This is a genomic window from Acinetobacter brisouii CIP 110357 (genome assembly GCF_000488275.1).
Taxonomy (GTDB): domain Bacteria; phylum Pseudomonadota; class Gammaproteobacteria; order Pseudomonadales; family Moraxellaceae; genus Acinetobacter; species Acinetobacter brisouii.
This window is the reverse complement of the sequence record NZ_KI530762.1, coordinates 1,061,997-1,075,214: the sequence shown is the minus strand read 5'-3', so window position 1 is coordinate 1,075,214 and position 13,218 is coordinate 1,061,997. Positions and strand designations below refer to the sequence as shown.

The window sequence follows — 13,218 nt, the reverse complement described above, 5'->3', positions numbered from 1 at the left end:
TCAATGCTCATCATTCAGGGGCACTTGCGATGAATTCGGACGTTTCCAGAACGATTTCACCCATGAACCAAAACGATCTAAATACACATACACCACAGGCGTTGTATACAAGGTTAATAACTGGCTAAATACCAAACCACCACAAATCGCAATTCCCAATGGGCGATGCAGTGATGAATTTGAACCTGTCTGCAAAATCAGCGGCAATGCACCAAAAAATGCAGCCAGCGTAGTCATCAAGATAGGACGGAAACGCTTATCACAGGCTTTGATAATGGCTTGCTCGGGCGAAAGCTGCTGCTGTTTTTCTGCGGTTAAAGCAAAATCAATCATCAAAATTGCGTTTTTCTTCACGATCCCGATCAGCAGCAAAATCCCGATCAACGCAATCACTGTGAGCTGCGTGCCTGTTAACATCATCAGAACCAGCGCACCGACTCCCGCCGATGGCAAGGCCGATAAGATCGTCACAGGATGAATCCAGCTTTCATACAGCATACCCAGCAAAATATAAATGGTAGCCAATGCTGCAAAAATCAGCCACGGCATTTGTTTTACTAATGTTTCAAACACCTGTGCCGTACCTGCCATACTGCCATGCACAGAATCTGGCATCCCGATTTTCACCATCGCTTGTTCAATCGCGGCTTTGGCTTGCTGTAAAGACACCCCATTTGCCAAGTTAAAGGCAATTGTGGTCGTTGCCATCTGATTTTGATGGGCAACCGATAATGGTGCAGTGGTATATTCCAGATGCGCAAAAGCTGAAATCGGAATCGACTGATTATTACTGGTCAGTACATACAATTGCTTTAAGACTTCAGGATTTTGAATGTAATTGTTATTTAAACCAATAATACTGTAATACTGGTTCAACATTTGATATTGAGTTGCAATTTGACGCTGACTAAATGCGTTATTTAAAAAGGTATCAATTTCATTGACATTTAAACCATAACGCTGCGCTACGGCGCGATCAATCACGACTTTGACGTTTAAACCGCCTGACTGTGCATCACTATCGACACTGGTCAGTTCAGGTAACTGTTTCAAGGTCGCATAAGCTTTCGGACTCCACTCGCGCAACGTTTGCAAATTATCACTTTGTAAACTGTACTGATAAGTGGCATTGGCACTGCGCCCACCAACCCGCAAATCCTGAGCTGGCATTAAAAATAACGATGCCCCTGCCATATTGCGAGTTTTCATACTGATACGATTGGCAATTTGCATCGCTGTTTGTGTACGTTGACCTTCATCTTTGAGACGAATAAAGAAATTTGCCGTATTACGAGCGCCGAAACCACCACCACCCGTTGAAGCAATCACATACTGAATGTCTTTGTCTTTTTGCAGCATACGACTGATCGCTTTCAATCGCGGTTCGAGCGACTGAAAACTGGTGGCTTGATCGGCACGTAATTGCCCCATCAGTATGCCGTTATCCTGATCAGGAAATAAACCTTTTTCCACAGCTTTATACAGATAGACATTACCAATCACAGTCAGCAATAACATGAACATGGTCAGACGCTTATGCTTCATAACAACCGCAAGGCTGCTGACATAACTCACATGTAATTTGTCTAAACCTTTGCCAATCCATGCCATGACACGGTTTTCTTTTTCCTCGCCTGTTTCTTTCTTTAACAAACGCGAACACAACATCGGCGTCAGCGTTAAAGAGACAAACATGGAGATAAGCAACGCCACCGACAAGGTAACGGCAAATTCACGAAACAAACGTCCGAGTACACCACCCATCAACAGTAATGGAATAAACACCGCAATTAGTGATGCCGTCATCGACAAAACGGTAAATCCCACTTCCTTGCTACCTTTCAGTGCAGCTTCCATCGGGTTCATGCCGTCTTCAATATGGCGACTAATATTTTCCAGCACCACAATCGCATCATCGACTACAAAGCCCGTTGCGACAATCAGCGCCATCATCGACAGTGCATCGAGGCTATAACCCAAAACGTACATGGCAGCAAAAGTACTGACAATTGAAATCGGCAAGGTAATCGCGGGAATCAGCAAAGCATGACCTTTGCGCAGGAAAACAAATACCACTGAAATCACCAATAAGATGGCAATAATCAACGTTCGTTCCGTTTCATGCAAGGCACTACGAATATTCAGTGAACGGTCAATTGCTAAAGTAATTTGTGTGCCTTTGGGCAACATTTCATTCAGTACAGGAATGAGTGCTTTAATCGCATCAATTGTTTCCAGCATATTCGCACCGGCCTGACGCGTCACCGCAATCGAAACCGATGGCTGGTTGTTAAAATAACCTGCCGAATAAATATCCTGAATTGAATCAGTGACCGATGCCACATCGTGCAAACGTACAGCTGCACCATTACGATAGGTCACAATCAGATTTTGATAATCTTTGGCTTTGGTGAGCTGCCCATTGGCATCAATCCACCATGTATAGTGACTCCCACTAATTAAACCACGAGGTGAGTTTGTAGTGGCATTATCTACTGCTGCACGTACTGTATCTAGACTAATGCCATAACTGGTGAGCTGTTTGGGATCTAGGTTAATCCGCACTGCAGGCAAAGCACCACCACGAATTGATACCTGTCCAACACCCTGCACCTGTGCAATTTTCTGCTGTAACTGACTTGAAGCCAAGTCATATAACTGACCACGGTTTAACGTATCTGAGGTCAGTGCCAACATTAAAATCGGTGCATCAGAAGGGTTTGCCTTACGATACGTCGGCAAAGTTTTCATACTGCTTGGCAACAAGCTGCGTGCTGCGTTGATTGCCGCCTGCACATCTCGCGCAGCGCCATCAATATCACGGTTTAAGTCGAACTGCACAACGACATTGGTTGAACCCTGACCACTAGTCGAGGTCAGTTCCGTAATTCCTGCAATCTGCCCCATGGCACGTTCAAGCGGAGTAGCGACAGTCGCGGCCATGGTTTCAGGGCTTGCTCCTGCTAGGCTGGCTTGCACCATAATCGTTGGCGTATCTATTTGCGGCAATGGGGCTACAGGCAACAAACGAAATGCCAAAATACCCAGCAAGGTCAGTGCCAGACTAACCAAAATGGTCGCAATCGGTCTTAAAATAAAGACTCTAGACAAATTCATGACGCTGCCCCTGATTTTTTCCGTTGCGTTAATTTTTCAAACGCCAGATAAATCACAGGTGTAGTAAACAAGGTAAGGAATTGACTAAAGATCAGACCACCGACAATTACTAAACCAAGAGGTTGACGCAGTTCTGCTCCTGAACCCGATGCCAGCATCAACGGCACTGCACCAAGTAGCGCAGCACAGGTCGTCATTAAAATTGGACGGAAACGCAGTAAACATGCCTGATAAATCGCATCATGCGCGCTTTTCCCTTGCCGCTTCTCATCGAGCGCAAAGTCAATCAGCATGATGGCATTTTTCTTAACAATCCCGATGAGCAAAATAATCCCGATCAGTGCAATCAGGCTAAATTCGGTGCCAGTTAGTTTCAGTGCCAGTAATGCACCAATTGCCGCCGAAGGTAAGGTCGACAATACCGTAATTGGATGAATCCAGCTTTCATACAAAATTCCCAGTACGATATACATGGTGATCACGGCTGCAAGAATCAGCCACAAAGTATTTTGGCTCGATGAGCTGAATGCTTCGAGCGACCCCTGATATTGCAGATTAACCGTATCTGGCATCTGGATTTTTTGCTTCACATCATCAATTGCCTGACGCGCTTGTTCAATCGAGTAACCATCTGCAAGGTTAAAGGATATGGTTGCTGCAGGCGTTTGGTCACGGCGTGCATAATTTAAATAACCATCTTTTTCGGTTACGCTAATCAGGTTGCTTAACGGCACCATCGTGCTGCTCGCCGTGCTACTTGTAGTCGATGTTGCACTACTTGTGGTGATTGTAGAAGTCGATGATGAACTGCTTGAACTTGTCGATGCCTTCAAATAAATATGTGAAAAGGCTGACAGGTCTTGTTTATATTCAGGTGGAACTTCAAGCACCACGCGGTACTGGTTGGCTTGGGTATAAATTGTTGAAATTAAATGCTGACCAAAAGCATTGTAGAGTGCTTTATCAATATCACTAGCGGTTAATCCATAACGACTGGCTTCATCGCGATTGATCTGCACATATGCCACTTTTGCCCGATTTTGTAGATTACTGTTTACATCTTTAAATTCAGGACGATCTTTGAGTGCCTCAACAAACTGCGGTGCCCAGTTTTCTAAATCACTCTGAATTGAAGTATCCAGCGTCAACTGATACTGGCTCGGTGTGACCTGATCATCGACATTCAGGTCTTGACTTTTGATCGCATACAGTCGAATCCCTGCGATTTTAGCAGCACGTTCTTTTAAACGGGCAATCACCACATCAGCTTTATCGCGCTCACCAAAATCTTTCAGGCTAATCTGCAAACGCCCCATATTTAACGAGGTGTTATTGGTGGCATCCACCCCGACAATTGATGCAATCGAATCCACCGCAGGGTCTTTTTGCAGCTCTGTTGCCATCGCCTGCTGACGTTTCACCATTTCAGCATACGACACATCTTGCGAAGCAAGGGTAATTCCCTGAATCTTCCCTGTATCCTGTGCGGGGAAAAAGCCTTTAGGAATCCATAGATATAAGGCTGCTGTCACCACAAGCGATAAAATGGCAACGCATAACGTCAACGGTTGATGATCCAGTACCCAAAGCAGACATTTTTCATAAACCTTGAGCAGTTTGTCAAAACCACGCCCAAAACCTTGCGCCAGTTTATTGTGCTTTTCTTCAGGAATATGTTTCAGCAAATATGCACTGAGCATTGGCGTCAGAGTCAAAGACACAAACATCGACACCAAAATCGACACTGCAAGCGTAATCGAAAACTCGCGAAACAAGCGCCCAATCACATCACCCATAAACAACAACGGAATCAGCACGGCAATCAGCGAAATGGTCAGGGAAATAATAGTAAAACCAATTTCTTGTGAGCCTTTCAGCGCAGCAATCAGCGGTTTTTCGCCATTCTCAATATGCCGCTGAATGTTCTCCACCACCACAATCGCATCATCAATGACGAAGCCCGTGGCAATCGTCAGCGCCATCAATGTCAAGTTATTGATCGAGAAACCTGACAGATACATCACGCCAAAAGTTCCCACAATCGACAATGGCACTGCCAAACTTGGAATCAGCGTGGTTGCAAAAGTCCGTAAGAACAAAAATGACACCATGACCACCAAAGCAATTGCCAAGATCAACTCAAACTGCACATCAGAAATTGAAGCACGGATGGTATCGGTACGGTCAGACAAGGTGCTGATTTTTACAGAAGCAGGCAAACCTGCCTGAAGCTCAGGTAGCTTGGCTTTAATGGTATCGGCAATAGAGACCACATTGGTGCCAGGTTGACGCTGAATATTAATAATAATCGCAGGTTGACCATTTGCCCACGCTTGTTGATATTCGTCTTGCGGCGCTTGTTCAATGGTTGCAACATCGTGCAAATACAGTGCCTGACCATTTTCATACTTTAAAATCAGGTTGCTATATTCATCAGCCGTTTGTAACTGGTCGTTGGCATCAATCGTGACCGAACGCTCAGGGCCGTCAAATCCACCTTTAGAGCCATTGACGTTAGCCGCATTAATCACGGTATTTACATCAGCCAGAGTAAGCCCATGACTGGCTAAAGCCGCAGGGTTCGCACGGATTCGTACGGCCTGTTGCTGACCACCTGCCAGACTCACTAAACCCACACCCGAAATTTGTGACAATTTCAACGCAACACGCGTATTAATCAGGTCTTGGACTTTGGTCAGCGGCAAAGTGTCTGAGGTTGCCGCCAAAGTCAAAATTGGTGTATCCGCTGGGTTAACCTTTTTGTAGGTTGGTTTGTTCGGCAGATCCGATGGCAAGAGTGAGTCAGCCGTATTAATGGCAGCCTGAACTTCCTGCTCGGCAACATCGAGCGAAGTATCGAGGTTAAATTTCAGGGTAATCACCGATGCGCCACCTGAACTGGTGGAATACATCTGGTTCAAGCCTGCCATTTGCCCAAGTTGCCGTTCCAGTGGGGCGGTTACCCCACTGGTCATGACTTCAGGCCCTGCACCAGGAAACTGTGTCGTCACCTGAATCACGGGATAATCAACTTCAGGCAATGCCGAAATAGAAAGGCTTCGATAAGCCAATAGACCACTTAAGATCACCGCAATCATCATAAGCATTGTGGCGATGGGTCTTTCAATAAATATGCGAGATGGATTCATAATTTATCTAGGAGAATGTCTGCCTTTGTTTGGTGCGGCATCTAAAATGCTGGTATCGACTTTCTGAGCCGTCACGATATTCACTTTAGAACCATTTCCTAGCGAATCCACACCTGTTGTCACAACTTTCTGACCTGTTTTGACCCCAGAGAGAATCGCAGTTTTACCATCTTCGGTTTGCGGGCCAACTTTGACCATCACTTTGTGTGCAACCGATTTTTGGTCAATCACAAACACATATTGCCCTGCTGTGCTGGTTTGTATCGCGGCACTTGGCACAACAATCGCGTTATTCAACTCGCCTGTTTGCAATTTGACATTCACAAACTGGTTAGGGAACAGTTTGTTGTCATCGTTATTAAAAGTGGCTTTGAGTTTGACTGTCCCTGTAGTCGAGTCAATTTCGTTACTAATGACGCGCACTTCGCCTTCTGCCAGCATGGTTTTGCCTTGCTGGTCATAGGCTTTCACCATGAGCTTTCCACCATTACGAAGCGGCTGAACCACGTCATCAAGTTTAGTTTGTGGAATACTAAACACCACAGCAATTGGCTTGGTTTGAGTAATGGTTGCAATTGCGGTGGTTGAATCTGTGCTGACCAAGTTACCCACATCAATATTACGAATGCCGATATAGCCTGAAATTGGCGCGACAATCCGTCCATATTCGATATTGAGTTTGGCCGATGCAATTTGCCCCAGATCAGCTTTAATTGCCCCTTCATATTGCGCTGCCGTTGCAATTTGAGTGTCTAAATCCTGCTTGGCAATCGAGTCTTGTGCATACAAACGTTGATAACGTGCCAATGTCAGTTTGGCATTGTTCAACTGTGCCTGATTTTCTGCGAGCTGTCCTTGATACTGCTGCAAGGTCGCTTCATAAGAACGGGTATCGACTTTTGCCAGTAGCTGACCTTTTTGTACATACTGACCTTCTTTAAAATACACTTCTTGTAAATGGCCCTGTATCAGGCTGGTCACAGAAACCGTCTGGCTTGCAGTCACTGTACCGAGTGCCGATAAAATCACAGGAACATTGCTTTGGCTTGCTGTAGACACTTGCACTGATGTTGCATTTTTTGGTGGGCCATTTCTTTTTTGAGTATTTTTATTTTTTACAAAAAAATAGGCGACTACACCAACCACCAATATCAACAGGCAGACCAATATCAAGAGTTTTTTGCGTTGCATATGACACTCAGCTTGAAATTTAAAAATTAGTGACACAAAAAATTGAATCAGCTTGTACGATTTTCATAGATTTGAATTGGGACATATAAAGCTTCTTGACTTAAGCAATATATACGGTCTGCTTCAAGGAAGCTTCAACAAACCTGAATGAGGATCATATCTCATTTGTGTGACTCAAAAACATATATAACAATTATTTACAGGATGCGACTATGCACTAAAAATATGAACCAAGAATGTAGAATAACTTTGGATTTAAGACAATATTCAGTGTGATAGTTGCAGCTTTCTGACTTCCTGACATATATTTCTACAAAAATGTTGTGTATTTTTATCAGTGATGTGAATTTAGGATATTGAGTTCTCCAATCAATTATGTTTTATTAAATGCTGCTTGATTATAGGGTCACCCCCTGTATCAGCAAACGCCAAGGACTGGTGTTGATTTAAATTAGAAAGTATTCTTTATCAGGGATTCTTTTGACAGGCAAACCCAAATCTATCCGATTTGGTGATTATGGAATAATGTTTGCTCGCTCTCCCCACAGATGGAATTGTCTTTTCTCTTTCTAGATCAAAAACCAAACTCTTGCATGTGAATACGCCCAAGTTGGTACGCTTTATGCTTATCTACGATGGGGCTTTTATATTTTCGTTTTGCGTAGGTTTTTATTCATGGCACATAACAATCAAGCCAATCTCTCTCAAGGATTAAAAAACCGCCATGTCACCATGCTATCTATTGCAGGTGCTATTGGAGCTGGTTTATTTGTTGGTTCTGGACATGCCATTGCTTCGGCAGGTCCAGCCGTTCTACTCTCCTATTTTATGGCTGGAACACTGGTCGTTTTAGTGATGCGTATGCTTGCCGAAATGGCAGTATCACAACCTGACAGTGGTTCATTTTCTACTTATGCTGACCGTTCCATTGGTAAATGGGCTGGTTTTACGATTGGCTGGTTATACTGGTGGTTTTGGGTGTTGGTTATTCCATTTGAAGCCAATGCCGCAGCGGCCATTATTAACTCTTGGATTCCAGGTGCGCCAGTCTGGTTACTCTCCTTCCTGATTACCGCAGCGCTAACGGTCACCAACTTGTTTAGTGTAAAAAATTACGGTGAATTTGAGTTCTGGCTTGCAACAGTAAAAGTTGGCTCAATCATTGTCTTTATTGTGCTTGGCTGTGCAGCAATTTTTGGTTTCTCGCCAGCACCTGAAGTGAATGGTGTCAAACACTTATGGGATCAAGGCGGGTTTATGCCAAATGGTTTTGGCACAGTCATCGCAGCCTTATTAACCACCATGTTTTCTTTCATGGGTTCTGAAATTGTCACCATTGCAGCCAGTGAATCTAAAGATCCTGAGCGTCAAATTACCAAAGCGACTAACTCTGTGATCTGGCGTATTGGTCTATTCTATCTGGTGTCTATTTTTATTGTTGTGAGCTTGGTGTCTTGGAATGATCCTCGCTTGGCAGAAATGGGATCATATCAAACTGTATTACAAGTTTTGCATATTCCTCATGCCAAACTGATTGTTGATATTGTCGTTTTAACTGCAGTGACAAGCTGCTTGAACTCTGCTTTATATACGGCATCTCGTATGTTGTACTCTTTAGGCAAACGCGGTGATGCACCTGCGATTACCCGCCAAGTCAACAAAAGCCATACTCCTGTCTATGCCGTACTGATGTCAACAGCGATTGCTTTCCTTTGCACCTTCGCTAACTACGCTGCACCAAAAGCGGTCTTTAGCTTTTTACTCGACAGCTCTGGTGCAATTGCACTGTTGGTGTACTTGGTAATTGCTTGCTCTCAACTCAGAATGCGTAAAAGATTAATTGCCGAGGGTAAACCTCTTAGCATGAAAATGTGGTGTTTCCCATACCTGACTTGGGCAGTAATTGTGTTTATTATTGCAGCGCTTGGTATTATGGCTTTTGATCCAAACCATGTACATGAAATTACCTCAACAGCAATCTTAAGTATATTGGTGGTGATTTCAGGTCTGATTGTGACCAAACGTCGTCGTCAAAATAGTTTAAATGCGGGTCTTTCTTCAGTCGAAACCAATTAACCCTTAATCCTAGATATACTCAATGCCAGTCAATTAAGAAATTGACTGGCATTTTGTTCTTTAGAGGCGAACATACAAGGTTAAATACAAACATCTTATCCCGTTTGTAAGCACTATTTTAGACCAGAACTCTACTAGAACTTCCCTCTTCACAATACAGCCGCCTTACTTATGATTTATACAAAGAAACCCCATAAACCTTTGAAATATAAATACTATGATTCATTTTCGATTTCAAACGACTCCAAAATCTATCAGCGATGAGGTATTCTCAATGATTAGTAAAACCCCTCTATCGAGAGCTTTTCCAACTTATAATCAAATATCCCAACACCCGCTTCTCACTCGGTGTACATTCATTACATACCTGTCAGTTTTTCCTGCTATTGCTCCACATCCTGCGGTAAGCTTCGAATAACTTTTCTGTGGTGGTGCTGTAATTAAAAAAACTTCTATGTGAATAAAATTTATCAATAAATCATTTTATTGAATTAGGTAGATATTTGTTGTCTACAGTGGTATCTGAATTTAATGTAAGAGTTCCATTAGAACTAACGTCAAAGCCTATTACCTTTGACTTTAGAATAGCTGTAGCATTGGTATTGTTAAATGTATAAGTAATAGTACAATTCGGTACTACCCCTCCAATGACAGCTACACCATATGTCCCTGTAGATGAATCAGTACTACAAGTGCTGTTTGCTATATCTGTTACAATTTGGGGTTTTAAACCACCTGCTAGAACTATAGCCTCAGTTACCTGTGTTCTCGCTATATAAGTTTGATATGCATAAAGTGCTAGAGCAGCTAAAATAACGACTATTGCGATCACTGTAAGCAATTCAATTAAACTAAACCCCTTATGATGAGTATCCATAAGTATTTCTCCAAATTTAGGGTATATTAGATTTATTGTCTCTAAGTAAAATTTATGACTCTTTGTTCTTTATATCTTAAAAATATATAAAATGTTTATTTTTTAATCAATTTATTTTTAAAATAAATGTGTCCAATTTTTTTATTTACTAGAACATCTAGCATCTGCTTCAATCGCTCTACATTAATTGCATATCTGTCATTTTTTTGGAATTATTGTATTTCTACTGCACATGCTTCGAGTAGGAATTCTGTGTTAGTGCATCATTAATAACCGCTTGCTTGGACGCTGTAGGCATCTGGGGCTATTTAGTTTAGTCACTGCTGATTTTAATAAGTTGATTACCTTGTTTAATCAGATAATAAGCAAAAAAAAAATCACACCAAATTTTCAAGTTAAGTACGGCAGTGTATACAGTCATCTGTTCGGCTAAGGAAAATAGAGCATAAAAAAACCACCCGAAGGTGGTTAAAATTTCTAAATCCATTTTATTGGGATATTTGGGAAGGCTGCCTGAATATCTGCTATTTTTATCACTTGTTGTGCACCCTTACATTCAATTTCAATTAATGAACCTAAATTATTGAAATGTTGCTTTAAATTATTATGAATTCTTTGAACCTCTCCCAAAACAGCATTCAATTGAACACTCGATCTAAGCGAATACCAATCAACCTCAGCACATATATCTAGGTTTTGATTTTCATGCTCTTCTATAGTGATTTCAATTTCATCTGCTTGATGTATGAAGATTACTTTTTCTATTTTTGCCATATATTTTTCTCCAATTTTTATTATTCACAAACAAACTTTAATGCTTGTTATTTTTGTCAACTATATCACATTTTTATTAAGAAATACTAAAAAATACTAAAAATTCATATCAGGTTCTTTATGAGAACAGTCATATTTTAATGTTTGTATTCACAACCAAAAGATTATTATCTTATAAAAACTATAGTTATTGATGTATTTCAGATAATAAGCATAAAAAGAAAAGCCGCACCAAATTGCTCAAGTAGTATGATTTTATGTCACATAATCCATGAAGCTAGTAAGAATTTAAAAACCTCGCAGAAGCGAGGTTTTTAAATAGATCTAACCATTAGGTTTTATAAAAAAGATTACACTGGTGGCGGAGTAAAAACCGTAACCTTAGGTTGTTCACGATCTGGTTTTTCTAAGGTATTAATTTCAACATACGGTTTAAAATCATGATTTTTGAAGTAATAGTCCCCACCAAAACGGTAATAACTACCTTGACCTGCCACAGTTCCAAAAATACTTCTATTCATGAAGGAATAGCCACCGCCATAGTTACCTACAAAGTCACGTTTACCATTCACATAAGCTAAACGAGCATCACCCAACACAAATCCGTGGTTATATTTTACACGAAGATTAATGTCTCCACCTTGCACTGAATTATCTGAATCCACATGCAATGAGCGGAAACCAACAATATAATCTGGTTTCAAACCCTGTTTATTTCCCCAACTCCATGACAAGCCTGCATAAACGCGGTTATCTGTACGAGAACTATCGCTATAAGTTGGTGCTGGTACTGCTCCAGCATAACTACTCATACCCAAAGCCCCTAAACACCCTACCAATAAAACGGCGCTAATCTTTTTATCCATAAAAAATACTCCATTAGGCGAAACAGTAATTATTCTTTTGGATCATGTAGAACTCAAAAGTTTATACACATCACATTTTTATTAAAATGATGTTTCACTCATAACAATATGTAAAATTAAACAGAAACACAACAAGACGAAAGCAATAGGCATATCCAGACTCGAACTGGAGACCTCTACGATGTCAATATTACGTCGAGAGTCCGCTAATACCATGTTAAACAACAAATTTATGGTCATTTTTTCGTGTCTAAACACTGTAAAATTCGAGAATCTAATCTCAATAAAAACAGTCAGTTAGAAATCTATTCCCCGAAATATTTTTTCAGTTATTTCCCAAATTTGTTATAGAAAAATTGTATTAAAAAAACCATTACTACTATTGAACCTCATATGTAAAAGTTTGGTGATTTAAAAGACATGCGGACTGAATAGTTGATACAGTAGTTGAATGGGTTTGGCATGGCGGCTGATAAAATGAAAGAAAAATTATTTAATAAGCTTGGCTGGATTTGTTTGACTATTTTTTCAGTTCTTGCCGCTATTTACATGATCGCAAGTTATGTATTTAAGTTAGATTCAGATCAGATTTCTGTACTTACCAACCTATTTCTTGCCTTTGCGACTTTTACTGCAGCTTGTACAGCAGTTCTTTTTTTTACAGATTGGAGAGAACAGCACGATAAGTCTATTTCTAATAAATTCGCATGGAAAGTTATTGATAGCTTTGATTTATTTGATATTTCTTTTATGAACTTTTTAAAATCATTAGATGATCTTGAAAAAAAAATTGAGAACCCACAGAGTTTTAGTGAAGAGCTTAAAAATTTAGATAGAGAAGCTCTGATTCTGTTAATAGAAACCAAATCAATGAAATTTAATTTATCAAATTTCAGAGAGTCTTTAAGAAAATATTCGGTTTATAGCAGTAAAGAAGACTGGTATAAGGGGCAAGAAGAAAAAATCTATGACTTATTCTTAAACCTTAATCTGGATCATTTAGAAAAAAATGACTCTAAACATATTATCTCAGGAATTAAAAGTTCTTTAGATAAAATTACACCTCAAATACACTATTTTGAACATGAAGTGATTGATAAGTTAATTAATGAATTAAAATCAAAAAATTAAAGAAATATCACTTTTAGAGCCAACTAATACCTTCTAT

8 protein-coding genes are annotated in these 13,218 nt (G+C 40.7%); 2 read left to right on the top strand and 6 right to left on the bottom strand.

Annotated features, from left to right (window positions below; translation table 11 throughout):
• From P255_RS05065 to P255_RS05055, 3 genes are read right to left on the bottom strand one after another with little or no spacing between them, the layout of a single operon-like run.
• Entirely contained in the window at positions 1 to 3,117 is a 3,117-nt protein-coding gene (locus P255_RS05065; protein WP_004901091.1) for an efflux RND transporter permease subunit, read from the bottom strand.
• Positions 3,114 to 6,266 (bottom strand): efflux RND transporter permease subunit, encoded by a 3,153-nt coding sequence (locus P255_RS05060; protein ID WP_035365032.1) that lies wholly within the window; start codon positions 6,264 to 6,266, stop codon positions 3,114 to 3,116. The genes P255_RS05065 and P255_RS05060 overlap by 4 nt, the downstream gene beginning before the upstream one ends.
• Positions 6,267 to 6,269: 3 nt before the next feature.
• Positions 6,270 to 7,457, bottom strand: coding sequence for an efflux RND transporter periplasmic adaptor subunit (locus P255_RS05055; protein WP_004901087.1), 1,188 nt, complete (start codon positions 7,455 to 7,457; stop codon positions 6,270 to 6,272).
• A 675-nt stretch (positions 7,458 to 8,132) separates the two neighbouring features.
• Between P255_RS05055 and gabP the strand changes: the two genes are divergently transcribed.
• Positions 8,133 to 9,533 carry a GABA permease gene (gene gabP / locus P255_RS05050; protein WP_004901085.1) on the top strand — a complete coding sequence of 467 codons (1,401 nt, stop codon included), beginning with the start codon at positions 8,133 to 8,135 and terminating at the stop codon, positions 9,531 to 9,533.
• 478 nt (positions 9,534 to 10,011) lie between these two features.
• On the opposite strand, the gene P255_RS05045 is transcribed toward gabP, so the two are convergent.
• The 3 genes from P255_RS05045 to P255_RS05035 all read right to left on the bottom strand — a co-directional run bounded on the left by P255_RS05045 (position 10,012) and on the right by P255_RS05035 (position 12,050).
• Positions 10,012 to 10,410 (bottom strand): pilin, encoded by a 399-nt coding sequence (locus tag P255_RS05045; RefSeq protein ID WP_004901084.1) that lies wholly within the window; start codon positions 10,408 to 10,410, stop codon positions 10,012 to 10,014.
• Positions 10,411 to 10,887: 477 nt separating this feature from the next.
• Positions 10,888 to 11,184 (bottom strand): hypothetical protein, encoded by a 297-nt coding sequence (locus P255_RS05040; protein ID WP_004901080.1) that lies wholly within the window; start codon positions 11,182 to 11,184, stop codon positions 10,888 to 10,890.
• 350 nt (positions 11,185 to 11,534) lie between these two features.
• Positions 11,535 to 12,050, bottom strand: a complete 516-nt coding sequence (locus P255_RS05035; RefSeq protein WP_004901077.1) for a hypothetical protein — start codon at positions 12,048 to 12,050, stop codon at positions 11,535 to 11,537.
• 462 nt (positions 12,051 to 12,512) lie between these two features.
• Between P255_RS05035 and P255_RS05030 the strand changes: the two genes are divergently transcribed.
• Positions 12,513 to 13,181 (top strand): hypothetical protein, encoded by a 669-nt coding sequence (locus P255_RS05030; RefSeq protein WP_035365030.1) that lies wholly within the window; start codon positions 12,513 to 12,515, stop codon positions 13,179 to 13,181.
• The last annotated feature ends 37 nt before the right edge of the window (positions 13,182 to 13,218 follow it).